The organism is Arthrobacter sp. E1SS-5 (genome assembly GCF_057073715.1).
In genome coordinates this window covers 2,751,752-2,769,376 of the sequence record NZ_CP172703.1, presented here as the reverse complement: position 1 = coordinate 2,769,376, position 17,625 = coordinate 2,751,752, and the positions used below count along the sequence as shown (strand labels likewise).

14 protein-coding genes and 1 pseudogene are annotated in these 17,625 nt (G+C 59.7%); 6 read left to right on the top strand and 9 right to left on the bottom strand.

Going from position 1 to position 17,625, the window contains the following annotated elements; translation table 11 throughout:
* Nucleotides 1-9: 9 nt before the first annotated feature.
* Nucleotides 10-753: a glycosyltransferase gene (locus ACIGJD_RS12870; protein ID WP_483686518.1), complete on the bottom strand. Its 744-nt coding sequence runs from the start codon at nucleotides 751-753 to the stop codon at nucleotides 10-12.
* On the bottom strand, nucleotides 750-1,679 hold the full coding sequence (locus tag ACIGJD_RS12865) for a glycosyltransferase (protein WP_483686517.1): 930 nt from the start codon (nucleotides 1,677-1,679) through the stop codon (nucleotides 750-752). The genes ACIGJD_RS12870 and ACIGJD_RS12865 overlap by 4 nt, the downstream gene beginning before the upstream one ends.
* A gap of 239 nt (nucleotides 1,680-1,918) precedes the next feature.
* Between ACIGJD_RS12865 and ACIGJD_RS12860 the strand changes: the two genes are divergently transcribed.
* Complete coding sequence (locus tag ACIGJD_RS12860) at nucleotides 1,919-2,800, top strand: glycosyltransferase family 2 protein (RefSeq protein WP_483686516.1); 882 nt, start codon at nucleotides 1,919-1,921, stop codon at nucleotides 2,798-2,800.
* 57 nt (nucleotides 2,801-2,857) lie between these two features.
* Here the strand turns inward: ACIGJD_RS12860 and ACIGJD_RS12855 are convergent, their stop codons facing one another.
* The 4 genes from ACIGJD_RS12855 to rfbB are packed head-to-tail and all read right to left on the bottom strand — an operon-like array spanning nucleotide 2,858 to nucleotide 6,431.
* The gene (locus ACIGJD_RS12855) at nucleotides 2,858-3,268 is read right to left on the bottom strand and encodes a DUF2304 domain-containing protein (protein WP_483686515.1); all 411 of its coding nucleotides are present in this window, start codon (nucleotides 3,266-3,268) and stop codon (nucleotides 2,858-2,860) included.
* 8 nt (nucleotides 3,269-3,276) lie between these two features.
* On the bottom strand, nucleotides 3,277-4,008 hold the full coding sequence (locus ACIGJD_RS12850; RefSeq protein WP_483686514.1) for a glycosyltransferase family 2 protein: 732 nt from the start codon (nucleotides 4,006-4,008) through the stop codon (nucleotides 3,277-3,279).
* Nucleotides 4,005-5,429, bottom strand: a complete 1,425-nt coding sequence (locus ACIGJD_RS12845) for a sugar nucleotide-binding protein (protein WP_483686513.1) — start codon at nucleotides 5,427-5,429, stop codon at nucleotides 4,005-4,007. The genes ACIGJD_RS12850 and ACIGJD_RS12845 overlap by 4 nt, the downstream gene beginning before the upstream one ends.
* A 3-nt stretch (nucleotides 5,430-5,432) precedes the next feature.
* A complete protein-coding gene (gene rfbB, locus ACIGJD_RS12840; protein ID WP_483686512.1) occupies nucleotides 5,433-6,431 on the bottom strand; it encodes a dTDP-glucose 4,6-dehydratase in 999 nt (332 codons plus the stop codon).
* A 55-nt stretch (nucleotides 6,432-6,486) separates the two neighbouring features.
* Here rfbB and rfbA point away from each other — a divergent pair, with 55 nt between their 5' ends.
* A complete protein-coding gene (rfbA, locus tag ACIGJD_RS12835; protein ID WP_483686511.1) occupies nucleotides 6,487-7,353 on the top strand; it encodes a glucose-1-phosphate thymidylyltransferase RfbA in 867 nt (288 codons plus the stop codon).
* Nucleotides 7,354-7,416: 63 nt separating this feature from the next.
* Here the strand turns inward: rfbA and ACIGJD_RS12830 are convergent, their stop codons facing one another.
* Together ACIGJD_RS12830 and ACIGJD_RS12825 are read right to left on the bottom strand one after the other, a co-directional pair.
* Complete coding sequence (locus ACIGJD_RS12830) at nucleotides 7,417-9,477, bottom strand: lysozyme (protein ID WP_483686510.1); 2,061 nt, start codon at nucleotides 9,475-9,477, stop codon at nucleotides 7,417-7,419.
* A 696-nt stretch (nucleotides 9,478-10,173) separates the two neighbouring features.
* Entirely contained in the window at nucleotides 10,174-10,560 is a 387-nt protein-coding gene (locus ACIGJD_RS12825) for a GtrA family protein (RefSeq protein ID WP_483686509.1), read from the bottom strand.
* Nucleotides 10,561-10,728: 168 nt separating this feature from the next.
* On the opposite strand from ACIGJD_RS12825, the gene ACIGJD_RS12820 reads away from it, so the two are divergent.
* From ACIGJD_RS12820 to ACIGJD_RS12805, 4 genes and pseudogenes are all read left to right on the top strand, one after another.
* Nucleotides 10,729-12,321 carry a DUF2142 domain-containing protein gene (locus ACIGJD_RS12820; RefSeq protein WP_483686508.1) on the top strand — a complete coding sequence of 531 codons (1,593 nt, stop codon included), beginning with the start codon at nucleotides 10,729-10,731 and terminating at the stop codon, nucleotides 12,319-12,321.
* 222 nt (nucleotides 12,322-12,543) lie between these two features.
* Nucleotides 12,544-13,647 (top strand): acyltransferase family protein, encoded by a 1,104-nt coding sequence (locus ACIGJD_RS12815; protein ID WP_483686507.1) that lies wholly within the window; start codon nucleotides 12,544-12,546, stop codon nucleotides 13,645-13,647.
* A gap of 261 nt (nucleotides 13,648-13,908) precedes the next feature.
* Nucleotides 13,909-14,820: pseudogene (locus ACIGJD_RS12810) on the top strand (TadA family conjugal transfer-associated ATPase); the annotation flags it as partial.
* Between the two features lie 77 nt (nucleotides 14,821-14,897).
* Nucleotides 14,898-16,391, top strand: a complete 1,494-nt coding sequence (locus ACIGJD_RS12805) for a recombinase family protein (RefSeq protein ID WP_483686506.1) — start codon at nucleotides 14,898-14,900, stop codon at nucleotides 16,389-16,391.
* Between the two features lie 154 nt (nucleotides 16,392-16,545).
* Here ACIGJD_RS12805 and ACIGJD_RS12800 read toward each other — a convergent pair whose 3' ends face one another.
* A complete protein-coding gene (locus ACIGJD_RS12800) occupies nucleotides 16,546-17,466 on the bottom strand; it encodes a tyrosine-type recombinase/integrase (RefSeq protein ID WP_483686505.1) in 921 nt (306 codons plus the stop codon).
* Between the last annotated feature and the right edge of the window lie 159 nt (nucleotides 17,467-17,625).

Below are 17,625 nucleotides of genomic sequence, written 5' to 3'. Positions count from 1 at the left end.
GCAAACCGGTCATTTGGTCTGGAGCTTTCGACTTAGGGCAACGAAGAAGGCACGGAGCAGCATGATCCTTGCCCGGATAATAACGGAAACCGGCCGCCGCGATTTGGGGGTGGTATTTTGCTCGTGCAAACGGCGTGCCACGGTGGCGGATTCCACGTGTGCCATTTCCCGGTTGAGGTTCGCCACGATTGCTATCCACTGGTCATGCGTTTCCGTCAAGAACGGCGGGAAAGGAAGGATGAGCCGTTTTGCGTCGGCGCGGAAAGCCATGGTGCAGCCGTAGTAGGGCCGGATGCCGATCCACGTGGTGACCAGGTTGGATAGCCACCGCCGGCTGTCGGCCTCCTTCAATTGCACTTTCTGCAGTTTGTTGGCAGGGCCGCCGAACACGGTGAAGTTGCTTGCCGCGAATGCCTTGGTTTGCAGGGATTTCAGCAGTTTGTCCAGCCGCCCGGGTATCCAGACGTCGTCCTGGTCAGAGAGCATGATGTAGGCGCCTCTGCTCGCCGCGATAGCCTTCTCGAAGCTGGCAACATAGCCCTGGTTTTCCCGGCTCGGAAGGAGCACTATGCGCGGATCATTGATGCTGCGGACGACGTCGGTCGTTGCATCCTTGGAGGCATCGTCAACGATGATGAGTTCATCCTCCGGCGAGAGTTGGTCGAGGATGGACGCTATTTGCTCCCCAACGTAGTCCTGGCCATTGTAGGTGGCCATGCAGACAGATACCCTGACAGCCTCTTTTGTGCTCATGAACTGATCCGTTCCTGCAGCGAAGGATCGATTTTCCCAAGCCGTCCCGTCCAGCCATCCCAGCAACCCCGGGCGAGCGCGCGCAGTTGGCCTTTGCGGTTGGCGCCGTACAGCAGCCTGAAGATGTCGCTTTCCAATTGGAAGCGGAGCCGGCGAACGAGCCAGCCCGGAAAGCGTGCACCGTATTGGCGCCACAGGTAAATGCTGTTCCGGGTTATGTAATAGACCCGGAACGGCGCATGCGAGTGGACGTGCCGTTTGATGCCCAAAACCGTTACGTGCCACCCGAACAACATCATCGGCTGTGCGTGCCCCAGTGAGTGGGTCATATTGCAGCCTTTTCCTATTAAAGTCGCAAGGCCATGCGACCGTACGCGCAGGTTGAATTCCGAGTCCACGCAGTCGATGAAGAGCCGCTCGTCCATCATGCCAACGGACTTAAGGGTGGAGACGGGTATCAGGGCGCCGGACTGCAGGGGATCGAACGCCTCGGGAAACTCCGCCCTTCGGGTGAGCAGGGGAACGTTGAGTCCATTGTGCGACTGGGCGCTGATGAGCCCCGGCTCGATTCCCTTGGCCTTGGCTTCTGCAAAGGTCTCCAGTGCCGCAGCGACGTAGCCGGGATCCAGCGCGGAATCCTGGTCCAGGGTCAACACAAAGTCGGGGGACCAGTTCTTGAGCGCCAGATCGATCCCGGCGTTGAGGGCGGCGGCAATGCCGACATTTCCTGGCATCCGGATTACCGAGCAGCCCATCCCTTCGAGCTCCTGCAATACGGGGCTGGAGCGGTTTACGTCGGAACCATCGTCCACCACCACGGTCTGTGCCACTTGCTTGTTGAGCTCCAGAACCCTTTCGGGCAGGTCCTCAGGGGGGTGGAATGCTGAAATAATGGCCACCACTCGGGCGTCACTCTGGAGCGTCACGTCTCACTGTTCCTTTTCGCTTATCCGGATTGACCGACCCGCATGCGAGGGGACTGTCAGGCAGCACGGCCCAGTCTATCGTTGGCTGGTAGAGCCCTTCCATTCGCCCCCGCTGACCGTGGTCTGTCCAGACGCCCGACGAGGGTGACAAGCGGTGACGGGGTAGCATTATCGGGGTGCTCATTACCGGGCAGACAGATCCCACCTGTGTTGATTCAAGAAAAGGACCTACCTGGCACATGGCCATTGACGTATTGCTTCCCTACTATGGGGATGTCGACCTGATGAAACTTGCTGCCCAGAGTGTCATGAGCCAGCAGTTTGAAGACTGGCGCCTCATAGTGGTGGATGACGGGTTTCCAAGCCCGGAACCCCAGCGTTGGTTCGAATCCATCTCCGATCCCCGGGTGACGTACCAGAAGAACGAAACGAACCTCGGTGCCAACGGCAATTACCGCAAGGCGCTGGAATTGGCGGATGCGCCGATCGTGGTTGTTATGGGTGCTGACGACATCATGCTGCCCAACTACTTGTCCGTCGTTTCCAAGGCATTCGAGGCCTTCCCGCAAGCCAGCGTGGTCCAGCCCGGCGTGCAAGTGATTGACGAGAAAGGCCGTGCCTGCTCGCCCCTGGTCGACATCGTAAAAAAGGTCTACGCGCCTACCACCAAGGAACCGGTTCTCCTCCAGGGCGAAAAGATGGCCACCAGCCTCGTGCGCGCTGACTGGGCTTACTTCCCGTCTCTCGCCTGGCGAACGGACGTGATCCGACGCATCGGCTTCACGGAAGGACTGCACGTCGTGCAGGACCTCGCACTGCTGCTCGACATCGCCGCCGAAAACGGCTCGATGGTGGTTGACCCCACCCTCGCATTCCTTTACCGGCGCCACTCGGCGTCAGACTCCTCCGTGAAAGCCCTGGACGGGCGGCGCTTTGATGAGGAGCGGGCATTCTTTGAAGGGCAGGCGCGCCGCTTCCGTGAGCTCGGCTGGCAGCGGACAGCACGGGCTGCGGCTTTCCACACGACCTCACGGCTTAACGCTGCCACCCTCGTCGCCCGTTCACTGGCTGTCGGTAAAACAGACTCCCTGCCCCGGCTGCTGAAGCACGTGGTCTCGTAGGAGGCTTTAAATCAGTCAGGTGGCTGCCGGCTTAGGCCGGCAGCCACCTGACGTGTTTTAAGCCGTGGTTTCGGGCGGTTTCCCGACACTACCAGCATCACTGCCCGGAGCAGGTTGGTCCCTTGTTGCACGGGTCTCCAACTCCTGCATCTTGAGGCGGAGAATACCTACTTCCTCGGCCAGGACCCGAATCTCGTCCTCCGCCTGGGACTGTTCGAAGGACAGGTGAAGGCAGACCAACACGAGCAGCAGCAGCGCCATCGTGAAAAGGAGATTGGAAGGTACCTGGACGCCAAGCAGTCCACTGGCCCAGAACAGGAGCTGTGGGAAGGCAACCAGGACGAGCACTCCGACGCCGATGATGATCCATAGGACGGCATACTTTTCCCGCAGGTGCCGGCGGCGGAGCATCTCGAAAATGATCAGCAGGATGCCCAGCACAAAGATAAAGCCAACGAGGGTGGCCATGGAAACTCCTAGTTGGATGACGGGTCGTTCTTCTTGCGCGTCAAAGCGAAGAGAAGGGCAAAAGCTGAGCGGCCCAGGTAGATGGCAGCCTTCAAGGGGTCATGGCTTGGTGTTCCGCCCTGCCGTTCCCGCATGGAGACTCCAACCTGGCGCACCGTGCATCCGGAGCGGATAGCAACCACCAGGGAATCGATGGTGTCGCCGAGGTACTCAGCCGGGTAGTGGTCCACATACTGCCGGATTGCTTTTGCGTTGGCAGCGCGGAAGCCCGAGGTTACATCGGTAAGCGTGGTCCCGGCGATCCTGGAAATGGTCCAGGCAAGGACGTTCATGGCCCACTTACGCGGTCCACGGACGGTGTAATTGCCTTTGTCTGCGAAGCGGGCACCGATGACGATATCTGCTTCGTTAAGGCCGTCAAGAACGGCCTTAATATCGCGGGGATCATGCTGGCCGTCCGAGTCGACCTGGATGACCTGGTCATATCCGTGCATCTTGGCGTACTTGAACCCGGTCCGCATGGCGCCGCCCACCCCCATATTGAAGGGAAGCTGTACGACCAGTGCGCCGGCGTCGCGGGCCACCTGTGCTGTGTTGTCCCGTGAACCGTCGTCCACTACGAGCACATCGCAGGCAGGCCCAAATTCAAAGACCTCACGGACAGTGTTGCCGATGGCCTCCGATTCGTTCCAGGCCGGCATGATGACAAGAGTGCGCTTGGCTGGCTCTGCAGGTGTCATGCCTTATCGTTTTCCAATTTGAGGTATGTTGCCAGCCGCTGATCGGCGTCGACAACTTCGAAGCCCGTCGACCGTACCTTCGTCAGGTCAAGGCCACTGTTAAGTGGACGGGGAGCCGCCGCTTTGTCCTTGAAGTACTCGGCGGTCGTGATGCCGGTGACGTCAGCCCGGGCTGCTCCGGATTGCTCGTAGACGTCTCCTGCGATATCCGCCCAGCTTTTCACCGGGCCGCCATTGCTGAAGTTGTACGTCCCATGGGCCGCGTCCCCATCCAGCAGGTGTCGAATGAAGGCCGCGATGTCTTCTGTGAAACTCAGCCGGCCCTTTTGGTCGTTGACCACTGAGGGTTTGACGCCCTTGCGCGCGAGGCTGGCCATGGTGCGGACAAAGTTATTGCCTTCCCCAATGACCCAGCTCGTCCTGACGATGTAGTGGCGCGGAACGACGCTGACCACCGCGTCGCCGGCGGCCTTGGTCTGCCCATAGACGCCCAGGGGCGTGAAGGACTCATCCTCGTCGTGGCTGTCCGAAGTTCCGTCGAAGACATAGTCCGAGGAGACATGCACCAGAGTGAGGTTATGCTCGACGGCGGTGCGCGCCAGGTGCGCCACGGCGGCAACGTTGATTGACCAGGAGGCGCTGCGACCCTCTGCCGTTTCTGCAGCGTCGACGGCAGTGTAGGCGGCAGCGTTGATGATGGTGGAGTAGTTCTTCCAGTTCCTGCCCGTGTAACTGGCCTCGCTGGTGAGGTCAAACTCTGCCCGGCTTGCGAACTCAACCGTTGCGTCGCCGTCGTACGTCCTGCGCAGGGCTTTGCCCAGCTGCCCGTCCGCACCCACCACAAGGATCTTCCTCGCGGGCATCGGTGCGACGTCAGCCATCCGTGGGTGTGCCTTGTCCTTGTCGGAGAGCTCGGCCTGGGCAAGTGGAATCGGCCACTCGATTGCCGCTGTCTCATCCGCGAGGTTGAGGAAGGTGTACTGACCCTGTGCGTCCGCGGACCAGTGGTCATTTACCAGGTAGGTGTACGCCGTGTTGTCCTCAAGTGTCTGGAAGGCGTTGCCGACCCCCCGTGGAATGAAGATGGCCTGGCTTGGATCAAGCTCTGCCGTGTAGACAGCCCCAAAGGAGGGCCCTTCACGCAGATCGACCCATGCCCCGAAAATACGGCCGGTGGCAACAGAGATGAACTTGTCCCAAGGTTCGGCGTGGATCCCGCGGGTGGTGCCGGCTTTTTCGTTGTAGGAAATGTTGTTCTGGACCGGCCGGAAATCGGGCAGCCCGAGGGCCACCATCTTTTCCCGCTGCCAGTTCTCCTTGAACCATCCCCGGTTGTCGCCGTGCACCGGAAGGTCGTAGAGGACGACGCCGGGAATCGGGGTTTGGTGGGCAGCAAGCTTCTTTGAGAACTCCAGGGACATTTGTTACTGGCCCTGTTCCTTGTACTTGGCCTCGGTGGCAGCTTTCTGTGGACGCCACCAAGCCTCGTTTTCCCGGTACCACGCGATGGTGTTTTCGATTCCCTCATCGAAATTGGAGAACCTGGGCTCCCAGCCGAGCTCATTGCGGAGCTTGGTGGAGTCAATGGCATACCGCAGGTCGTGTCCGGGGCGGTCAATCACGTGGTCGTACGCGTCAGGGGACTGGCCCATGTGCTTAAGGATCAGTTCGACAACTTCTTTGTTGTTCTTTTCGCCGTCGGCCCCGATCAGGTACGTTTCGCCGATGGTTCCCTTGGCGATGATGGCAAGTACGGCCGAGGAATGGTCGTTGGCGTGGATCCAGTCCCTGACGTTCTCGCCCTTGCCGTAGAGCTTGGGGCGGATTCCGTCGATTACGTTGGTGATCTGCCGGGGGATGAACTTCTCCACGTGCTGATACGGACCGTAGTTGTTGGAGCAGTTGCTGATGGTGGCCTGCAGGCCGAAGGACCGTACCCATGCCCGAACCAGAAGGTCGGATCCGGCCTTGGTGGAGGAGTAGGGGCTGGATGGATTGTAGGGAGTTTGCTCCGTGAAGCGCTCCGGGGCATCCAGTTCCAGGTCTCCGTAGACCTCGTCAGTAGAAATATGGTGGAAGCGCTTGCTGTGCTTTCGGGCTGCTTCAATCAGCGTGTAGGTGCCGACAATGTTGGTGTCCAGGAACGGGCGGGGGTCGTGGAGGGAGTTGTCGTTGTGGGACTCAGCAGCATAGTGGACAACTACATCGGCGTCGGCAACCAGGCCATCTACAAGCGCCGCGTCTGCGATGTCTCCCTGTACGAAGTTGAAGCGTTCCTGCGGAAGGCCCTTCAGCGACTCAAGGTTGCCCGCGTAGGTCAGCTTGTCCAGAACAGTGACATGGTCTTCGGTGTTTTCGATAACGTAGTGGACAAAGTTTGAGCCGATAAAGCCGGCTCCGCCGGTCACTAGAAGTCGCTGCATAATTCCCTAGACTACCGGATTTGCTGCTGCCCTAAGCGAAGGGAAAGATGGGGGCATGCGCGGAATAATACTTGCCGGCGGAACCGGCTCCAGGCTTCATCCCATCACGCTGGGTGTCAGCAAGCAGTTGGTACCGGTCTACGACAAGCCAATGATCTACTACCCGCTGTCAACGTTGATCCTTGCAGGTATCCGGGACATCCTCATCATCACGACGCCGCACGACGCGGAGCAGTTTGAACGCTTGCTGGGGGATGGCTCACGGTTCGGCGTTTCAATCACCTATAAGCAGCAGCCTTCGCCCGATGGATTGGCCCAGGCCTTTGTCCTCGGTGCCGACCACATTGGCGATGACAGCGTGGCACTGGTGCTGGGCGACAACATCTTCTACGGCCAGGGCATGGGGACCCAGCTGCGCCGCTTCAAGACCATCGACGGTGGGGCCGTCTTCGGGTACTGGGTCAAAGATCCCTCCGCTTACGGTGTGGTGGAATTCGACGACAATGGCAAGGCCCTCTCGCTGGAGGAGAAGCCGGCGGCTCCGAAGAGCCATTACGCGGTTCCTGGCCTGTATTTTTATGACAACAATGTGGTTGATATCGCCAAGAACCTGAAGCCCTCTGCCCGGGGGGAACTGGAAATCACCGACGTAAACCGCATCTACCTGGAAGCCGGGAAGCTGCAGGTCGAGATTCTGCCTCGTGGAACTGCCTGGCTCGATACCGGTACCTTCAATGACCTCAACGATGCCTCCAACTTTATTCGGACCGTCGAAAACAGGCAGGGCCTGAAAATTGGTGCCCCGGAGGAGATTTCGTGGCGGCTGGGCTTCCTGACTGACGACGAACTCCGTGAACGGGCCGAGCCGTTGGTCAAGAGCGGTTACGGCGCTTACCTGTTGGAGCTCCTGGCTGGCAAGTAGTCCCTAGGGCCCGGACACGAATAAGGGGGGTGAAGCCGCGGCTTCACCCCCCTTATTCGTGTCCTAGTAGGTCAACGTGCGGCATCCTAACTGGGAGTTGTACGCAGCAAATATTGAGACCGCAACCCCGTAAGTGCAGACGCGGTATTGGCCGCGGGCGGTGATGGGGACCGATGTCGAATAGCCGTGGTCACCGACTGTCTGCAGGGCGCTGTTGACATCCGGCCGCTTCAAATTCGCGGTGAACGCGTAGCCTTTAGTGCTTCCGTCAGGATAGGTGATGTAGGCGTGTACCGGATTGGAAATGGCGGGCAAGGCAGGGTCCAGGGTCCAGCCTTGCGTTACGACGGCAGTCTGTCCATTGGACACCTGGATGCCGGCGCTGTCGAGGAAACCCATGGTGGGCGGCGTAGAACTGACCGTGAAGTTCTTGCAACCAAGCAAGGTGGGCCCGTTGGAGACGGGTGCCACGCCCACAGCCTGGGCACAGACCGAATACGTGCCGGTTGCGGTGATGGGGAGCCCGGCTTGGAAACCATGATCACCCACTGTCCCCAAGGCGGAGTTCACATCCGGCCTTTTCAGGTTTGCCGTGACGTTCAAGGGCGCAGGAGTCGTCACGGTTGTTCCGTCTTTGGCGGAAATGTACACGTTGACCGGAATGCTCGTGGCGGGCTGGGTGGGATCCAGAGCCCAGCCAGTGACCTGAAGGGCCGCAGAGTTGGCCGCCTGGGATATGGACAGGGTGTCGTAACTTCCTATGGGCGATGGATTGGCGTCGATGCTTACAGTCCTGCACCCCAAGGGAGTGTTTGCATTCTGCCCTATCGCATATGTGCAGACCTTGTAAGACCCCGGCGCTGTTACGGGGACCTGATAGTCAAAGCCGTGGTTGGAGCCCAGTCCCGTCGCTGATTGCACGTCTGGCCGGGAGGTGTTTGCCGTCATGCGGTAACCGGTAGTTGTCCCATTCGGTGCCGTTACGTAGGCGTCTGCGTACGACGACGCGGATGGATTGGCCTGGTCGACTGCCCAACCTTTGAGTTGCAGTGTGACTTTGTCGACCGCAACGACGCTTGTGAGGCTGTCAAAGCTGCCTACAGGCACACCGATCCCTGTAGCGGTGACGCTCTTGCAGCCAAGGGGCGTATTGCCAAAGGTGCCAATCGAATAGGCGCATGCAGTGTATGTGCCCGAGCGGCTGATAGGGATAGATCCGTCGAAACCGTGGTTCGGTCCATAGCCCAGGGCCTGGTCGACATCGGGTCTGTAGGCATTGGCCGTCCACGCATAACCCGTGGTGGTGCCATCCGGCGACGTGACGTACACGTGTGTCTGGTTTGAAGCGGCGGTGTTGGCAAGATCAACCGACCAGCCACGCGCACGCAGCGAAAACTGGGTTCCGCTGCCTGTTATCGACAGGGAATCGAAGCTTCCCGTGGGAAGCGCTGACCCTGCCAGCCGCTGCAGCGATGGATAGTCACCGTTCCAGACGTTCGAGTCGCCCGCGAACGGTCCAGTGCTGCTGTACTGCCAAATGCTGTAGGTGCTCCAACTGCCTGTTGGAATCGGCCCGGCATCGTTAGTAGGCGCCCCGGGGTAAGCGGCAACCCACAGAGGATAGTCACCGAAGCCCGACGGGTTGCCGAGGCACTGGTTCCACCAGCTTGTGTTTGTGTAAATTGCCGGAAGCCGGCCGGTCAAGGACTTCATGGTGTTTCCAAAGTCCTGGACCCAGGAGGTCAGCTGCCCGGGCGTCATGTTGTAGCAGGTATTTCCGAAGTAGAAACCGTTGATGGTCCGGCCCTCATACGGATTGAACTCGAAGTCCAGGACGGGCGGCATGGTGTAACCGTCCGCTGACCAGCCACCGCCATTCGCTACGAAATACCGTGCCTGGTCGGCTCCTGACGACCAGTTCGGAATCGCAAAGTGGTAGGCGCCGCGAATCATTCCGACGTTCCGGGAGCCCTGGTACTGCGCGCTGAACTGGTCGTTGGTCATGTAATTGCCCTCGCTGGCCTTTACATATGCAAATCTCGCACCCATGTTCCACTGCTGCTGCCAGTCGACGTTGGGCTGGTAGCCACTGACGTCGAGTCCCTGGACCCCGAATGTGGGCATCCATGTTCCTTGGGTTGAGAGGGACTCCAAACTCGGGCTTTTTTTGGCGGTAGTAGCGGATGAAGCTGTCACCCTGGCGGAACGTTGGCCCATTTCAGCGCCGCGACCGACGGCTTCGGCCATGGTTTGCGTTGCCGACGCGGACGGGGTCGGGGTGGAGGGAGCTGACGGGGTGGGCGCTGGGACCGGGGCAGCGGTTCCAGCGGTAACGGAAGGACTGGGGCTGGGGGTCGCCGCGGTTGCATTACCCGGCACGGCACTTTGAGATGATGACGGCGACGGAGAGGGCGTTGGCTCTACTGCGGCCGCAAGCCCGGTAAGACCTGGACCCGTCAGCAGGGAGGTGGCGAGTACGACGATCCCGATGGATTTCAGGGCTTGGTGACGGGACTGAGACAGGTTCCGCTTCATATGTGCTCCGGAGACAAACAAGCGCTCCGCTGAGCGCTCATTCTTGATTACTGCTCAGGTGCTTCCCCCCCAGGGAAGACACGTGGGACAGGTGGTGCCGATAATTAACGCGCTCACCATAGCATCGCGGGGTGCCATGTAACCAGTGGTTCTGATGTTGCCCCTGTGACTCAGGAGCTCAAGCGTTGAAGGTAGACCTGGAAAACAGGGCTGCGAAGACGCCGGGAAGTGTGCTCCAAAAACAGAAAGTCCAGGAGCGGTGGCCCAGCCCTGCCGGGGGGGAGTCTAGGCGCGGGACTTCTCCAAGGGCGCTACCTTGTTCTTGAAGATCCATTCCCTGTAAAGGAAATAGTTCCAGACTGTGGTGAGCACGGTCGAGGTTCCCTTGCCGATGATGTAGTACCACCCCAGCGCGTCAAAGCCAGTGACGATGAAATCGCTTACAACGACATTGAATATCACCAGGGAGATGTACTTTGCGGCACTAATACCGTGATGATTGGTGGCCTGGAAGGTGAAGATGCGCTGCAGAAAGTAGTTGAAGACCAGGCTTACCAGGAAGGCGATTGGGGTCGCTATGACGAGATCTACGCCGACCACCTCGTGAAGGAGTACAAGAAGCCCCAAATCCAAAGCAAAGGAGAGCCCGCCTACAAAGAGGAATCTGAGCACGGAGTTCTGGTACAACTTGCGGACCCGGGTGCGCAGGACACTACTTTGCCCGGGTGTTCTGCTGGCTGGTGGTGTGGTTCTTGAAAATCGCACGCGCCTTGGTGTCCTCCCCGGCATAACGGAGACTCCAGACGTTACGAGCTGACCTCCTAGTAACATCAAATTATCATGCCAAGAACCCATTCAAAACGACTCGCCATCCCCGGACCAGCCTCTGCCGGCCGCCCGGAACGCCCTTCTCCCGTCAAAGTGCTGGTTGTCGCTTGGCTGTTGATCGGACTGCTGGGCACTGTCTGGTGCTTCGCTTCCCCTTTGATGTCCGCACCTGACGAGCCGGCCCACACTGTGAAAGCCGCGGCGGTGGCACGGGGACAGTTCACCGGCAGCTCCACCGGTGTCCAGGGCGAGCGTCTCGCGGTTCAAGTCCCGGGCTACATCGCGAAACTGGAAAGCAACCTTTGCTTCGCGCACCATCCGGAAGTAACGGCAGACTGCACCCTGCCTATTGATGCCGCTGATCGGGGTACAACAACCGCATTTACATCAGCAGGTAACTACAACCCCGTCTACTACGGGATTGTCGGGCTGGCAAGCCGTGGATTGAGTGGCGAAACAGCTCTCTATGCCATGCGGCTGGTAAGCACCTGGGTGTGCGCCTTTTTCCTTGCCACCATGTTTTGGGCGGCCTCCAGTCTTCGGCGCTTCGTTTGGCCTTCGCTCGCGGCAGCCGTCGCCATAACGCCCGCGGTACTCTTCCTGTCGGCGAGCATCAATCCCACCGCCCTGGAAATCAGCACGGCTGCCAGCGTCTTTATGTGCCTTTGCTCTTTGCTGGAGCGGAGCCGCGCGCTGCAGGACTCGCACGCGAAAATTTGGTGCCTGGCTGTTGCGGGAGCACTTCTTGCCAACACACGACCAGTCTCATTGCTGTGGTTGGCTGTGGTGGTAGCTGCTGCTGTCCTCGCCTACAACCTGAAGGCGCTCGGACGGGTCTTCCGTTATCGTCCAAGCTGGGCTCCGGTGGCCTTTCTCGGGGCGGCCTGTGTCTTTGCACTTGGCTGGGTCGTAGGCTCCAACAGCTTTGACAGCCTCCTTGCCGGAACACCCGTTCCCAGCGATGTGGCAGCGGTGACCATGATGGACCACACCTTTATTTACGTCCCGGAATACGTGGGGGTCCTTGGCTGGCTGGATACTCCTCCACCACCTGCCGTGGTGTATGCGTGGGTCCTGGCCATGGGCGTTGTTCTGATTGTCGGCATGACGGCCAGGCCCCTGCGGGCTAGGTGGTCTGTAGCTCTGCTGACCGTGGTTGTGCTGGTGGCGCCTGTGGCGCTGCAAGCGTCGTCAAGCGAGAAGGTGGGGTGGATCTGGCAGGGTCGCTACATCCTGGCGGTGCTGGTGGTCCTGCTTCTGGCATGTGGAGTCGCGGGACGTTTCGCTGCATTCCGAACTTCGACGCGTACTTTGTCGATAGTCAGGTGGGGTCTCGTGGCCGGAGCACTTGCCCATACTTACCTTTTGCTTCAAGGGTTGAGGCGCTACACGGTCGGAATTGCGGAGGGACACGTCAACTGGACTGAAATGTTCGCCCCCCACTGGCAGCCGCCCTTTTCATGGCAAGGGCTGACACTTGCATACATTGTTGTTTTGGGTATAGCCGGATACTGCCTCTACCAGTTGCTGGCTTCGCCGCAGGGAAACGGCAGGGGCACTGTGCTTAAACAGGCAAATCATAGTCCGTCGGTGCTGAGCCGGTAGGTCCCGACGCCGCGTCAGCTCAACACCAGTAAGCCGTAAGGTCTGCGACCCGCCAACGTGGTGACGGGCAGCTGTGCGTAGTGCTGATAGAATTCCCGCTGGCCGCTGCCAACCATTTCGGTTTTGGTGATGCCGGTCATATTGGGGACAACGGCTTATGCGCAACAACCCCAATCTCCAGCTGCCACTCCTTTGGGTCGGCCAAGTCAGTGAAAGGGTGTTATGCCAACAAGAAGCATATCTACAGGCATTCGTCCCCTTGGCGGCACGCTGTACTCGCTATTCGATCCTCATCGGAATTCGCTGAACGCAATCCGCCTGCTTCTGGCAGCCTCCGTAATTGTTTCTCATTCGTTGGTGATTGGAAACCTTGGGGCAGAACCGGAGGCTGGCGGGGAACACCTCGGTACGTGGGCGGTCCTCGGGTTTTTTGCTGTGTCCGGTTACCTTATTACCCGTAGCCGGCTCAACGGGCAGTCGCAGTGGTCCTTCTACACTGCGCGCTTCCTTAGGATTTATCCTGGGTTCCTTGTCTGCTTGCTTGCTGTCGCCTTTGTTTTTGCCCCCCTGTCTTTGCTGGTTGGATCTTCGGGCACATTTACTCTCCTCGACTCGCTGAGTTACCTGGCGCGCAATTTCCTTCTGTACCCCCCATTCATAAGTCAAACCAACATCGGTACGACTGTGCCAAACGTGCCAGTGCCGGGTATCTGGAACGGCTCCCTCTGGACGCTTTTCTGGGAGGCTTCCTGCTACGTCGGCGTGGGAACGGTTTGCTATATCAAAAATGAGAAACTCCGAGCGGGGCTGATCGGTGCTGGATTCCTCGCTGCCAGTGCCGTTTCGGCGGCAAAGCTGGAGGGATGGATTCCCGCCAGTCTGTACACTCTTGTGGCACCACTTGTTGCAGCATTTTGCGCCGGAGCCCTGCTGTTCCAGTACTCCGACAGGGTCCGTGTTCGGCCTGCTGTTGCACTGTCCGCGGCTCTACTTGTGTTGGGCATCTTCACGGAGACCGCTTCTGTTTTGGCCCCACTGCCGTTGGCCGTGATCATCATGGCTCTGGGCTCCGTTCTGCCCTTCCAATCGATAGGCGCCAAAACGGATCTTTCGTATGGGGTTTATATTTACGGCGTCCCAGTTCAGAACATTCTGGAAATAGGAAGGCCTGACCTTCCCTTGATCCCGTACATATTGCTGAGCCTTGGTCTGACATTGCCTTTGGCCTGGCTCAGCTTCCGTTTCGTAGAAGCCCCGGCACTTGCCTTAAAGTCCCGGCTGAGGAATAACCCGTTCAAGTCAGATGTAGCGACAGGATCAAAATAACTAGTGGACGCAGAATTCCCGTAACGTAGCCAAGGCTGTACCTGCGCTCCCACGGGGCCGCTTCTGCTGACCACTTGTTGCGCGGCAGCGGAGACGGACCCGATAAGCATAACGAGCAGGGATCAGCTAAACGGTCTGATGCCGGCGGAACTCCTTTGTCCACAGCTTTATCCGTATGACTTGGCAGCCTGTTCCCTGCTCTTTAGGCTGGACCTCAGTCGCACTGCCTCCGCCGGGGGCGGCAGTTGTATGGGGGAACATATGGACGCGCTGGGAATAGTCGAGGACGAAGTCCGCGAGCTCATTCGCCGCCGCGGGCTGGACCCGCTCAGGCAGGCGGGCGAGGTCCGTCGATTGGTCGAAGCCGCGGTCACCGACTACGACGAACGGGCCCTGATGGGACCCCTTCCGCCCCTTGGTCCCCTTGACGCGGCCCGTCGGTTCCTTTTCGATGCGGTCGCAGGGTTCGGTGTACTCCAACCCCTCCTTGATGATCCATCCATTGAGGAGATCTGGCTCAACGCCCCCAACGAAATCTATGTGGCGCGCAACGGTGAGTCAGAGCTGACGTCGATAAGCCTTTCGGAGCAGCAGGTGCGGGACCTGGTGGAGCGCATGCTCAAGAGCTCCGGCAGAAGGCTGGACATGTCTTCCCCTTTTGTCGACGCCGCTTTACCTGACGGTTCCAGGCTGCATGTTGTTATTCCGGACGTGACCCGCCGCCACTGGGCGGTGAACATCCGCAAGTTCGTTGTGAAAGCAAGCCGTCTCGAACATCTGGTGGAGTTGGGGACGCTGACGCCACAGGCCGCACGGTTTCTCGGCGCGGCGGTCTCCAGCGGCCTCAATATCCTCGTTTCCGGGGCGACACAGGCAGGTAAGACAACCATGCTGAACTGCCTGGCGGCCAGCATCGGAAGCCGGGAGCGCGTCATCACTGTTGAGGAAATATTCGAGCTTCAGTTCCCGCTCCGGGACGTCGTAGGACTGCAGTGCAGGCAGCCGAACCTCGAAGGCGAGGGGGAAATTCCACTTCGTCGGCTGGTGAAGGAGGCTCTGCGGATGCGTCCGGACCGGTTGGTGGTGGGGGAGGTGCGGGAAGCCGAGAGCCTGGACATGCTGATCGCTCTCAATAGCGGCCTCCCGGATGTCGCACAAAACGCAGCGCACGATAGGCTGGCGGGATGGAGCACTCGAGAGCGGCGATCTACGCTCGGATATCTGACGACAAAAAGGGCGAGGGGCTCGGCGTGCAGCGCCAAACCGAAGACTGCCAGGCGCTTGCGGAGTCGCTGGGCTTCAAGGTCGTGGCCGTCTTCAGTGACAACGACGTCAGCGCCTACTCAGGCAAGCCGCGACCGGGATACCGAAGGCTGCTGGCGTCCATAAAGGAGGGGCTACTGGATGTGGTCATTTATTGGCACTCGGACCGATTGCACCGTAGCCCGATAGAGCTTGAAGAGTACATAGCGCTAACGAAGCAGCACTCGATAAAGAATTACGCCGTGAAGGGTGGAGAGGTTGACCTCACCACACCGGAAGGAATTCTCAGGGCTGGTCTGCTCGGGCAGGTGGCGCGATATGAATCAGCACACAAGGCCGACAGGGTGCGCAGGGCGCAGGAGCAAAATGCGCTGGAAGGTAAGTGGCTCGGCGGGCAACGGCCGTTCGGATGGCAAATTGTTGGCGGCGTCCCAACGCTGGATGACGAAGAAGCCCAGGTGGTCAGGGACGCGCACTCCCACGTTCTTGCTGGCTTGTCCCTGGGTTCTTTCATTCAAAGCCTTGCGGAGGTGGGTGTTAAGACCACGCGTGGCGGGGCCTGGTCCTACGCCACTCTCCGTCAGATGCTATTGCGACCCCGGAACGCCGGTCTCGCGGAGTGGAAGGGCGACATAGTGGGGGATTCGCAGTTTCCGCCCATCGTGGAGCGTCATATCTGGGAAGCGACGAAGTCCGTGTTGACCGATCCGTCCCGTCGGCGGTCACAAACAAACAAGGTCAAGCACCTGCTGGCGGGCATTGCGCTATGCGAGTGCCTGCGCCCTATGAAGTCTGGGCAGATCGTAGACCGTAAAGGTGTTAAGCACATGATTTACCGGTGCGCTGAAAGCGGGCCGGGGCATGTCAACAAGCGCATGTCATACGTGGACGAGCACGTGGAGCGTCAAGTCCTTTTCTTCCTCGCAATGGCTGCACACAGGGCGTCTAATGCGCCAGTGGACCCGGCTGTGATTCAGAGTCTGCGGACGGAAGAGGTTGCCCACCGTGAGAACCTGAATCATGCTGCCCGCCTCTTCGGAGAGGGCGTCATTGACGCTGAGCAACTGACCGTAATGTCTCGAATCAGTAAGCAGAAGCTGTCCGACATTCAGGCGAAATTGGCAGAACTGGATGAAGAGCGGGCACGTCGGCAAGAGGTTGAATTGTCCGATGAAGTTGACTGGTCTGATACTTCCTCTGCCGAAGCGTGGTACGGCCTGCACGTGGAGCGCAAGCGTGCATGGATTAGGGATCACTTCATCGTGATACTGCACCGTCATTCCCGGGGGAGCGCTAGAGTCTTTGACCCCGGAAGCGTGCAGATCGTGGTGAAGTCAGGGGCAGCGCTTCACGCGACGGCTGAGATGGTGGAGCAGTGGAAGGCGGAAGCGGGGTCCTGGGACAAACCCATGCCCTACGGCTTCATGATTCAGCCCGTGCTTGGACCGGACCGTCCGACGAATGTTGAACCGGCAGGATAAGGCTGCCTTCCGACAGCGATGTAGCAGGAAGGTCTAGGAGGCGCTAAAAGCTGACTCAGGCAAGTTAGTGCCACCCAACCCCTGTTAGGCCCTCCCAGGCCGTCAGGGGGCGGTGGATACAGGTGCCTCGTGGGGTTGCCCTGGCCGTTCACTCCTAAGCGAGGGCGCGTGCCACGTCGTAACCCGCAGCCTTAGCCAAGGTGCCCCGCGCCCGGTCATAGCGGCGAGTGGTCCGGGGATCAGCATGGCCCATGCTGTCCTGAAGGTCATGCAAGGTGGTTCCCGCGTCCAGTGCCAGCGTTGCGAACGTGTGCCGCAGGGAGTGGGGACTGATCTTCCCCTCCACACCAGCCACTTTTGCCAGCCGCTGCACGGTACGGAATGCCTCCGACGCCGCCCAGCGTTTCCCGGTAGCCGTGGTGAACAACGGCAGGCCCGTGCCTTCCGTGCCTGTCACCAGCTCACGGCCAGACGTTCCCAGGTAGGCATTCAGCGCCTCCACAGCAGGGGCCGGCACGGCCACCTTCCCATCCTTGCCACCCTTGCGCCGGATGCTCAGCGTCCGGTGGCCGGTGTCGTGGCCGTAGTCCGTTGTGCTGGCATTCAGAGCCTCACTGAGGCGGACGCCGGTGAACAGCAACAGCGACACAAGAGCGTGGGAGCGCGGGCCGTCAGCCCGTGCCGCCGCCAGCAGTGCCCGTGCCTGGTCTTTCGTCATGCCCTCAGTGCTGGAGTGGTCAGCGTCCACCGTGGGACGCTTCACCAGCTCCACCGGATTACCGCCCGTAATCACGTCAGCCGATACTGCGTAACGATAGAAGCTGGACAGCGCCGCCAGCTTGGCCGCGACGGTGGCCGGGCTACCGGCCAACGTGTGGCGGTAGCCGTCGATAATGGGACGCTTCACTGTCAGGAGGTCCATTGCCCTGGCATCCAGCCAGGAACAGAAGTCCGTCATGCTCTTGCTGTACGCACGCAGCGTGTGGGGTGAAGTCTGCGCCAGCTTCCAAGCCGCAATGATGTGGCCGTGCCGTTGCTCATTGCCCGCTGGGTGAGTGATCGGTTCAAGTTCCATACCCACATGATAACTGACATTATCGTGTGTCCCTTCGGGCATCATCGCCGTCAAATGCCAGGTGCCCCACCTTTACAGATTGGTACGTGACCAGCCCATCCACTGGCGGGCCCGCCCTGAGGCGCCCGTCGGGGGCCTGGACGCATAGAGAAGGGTGAG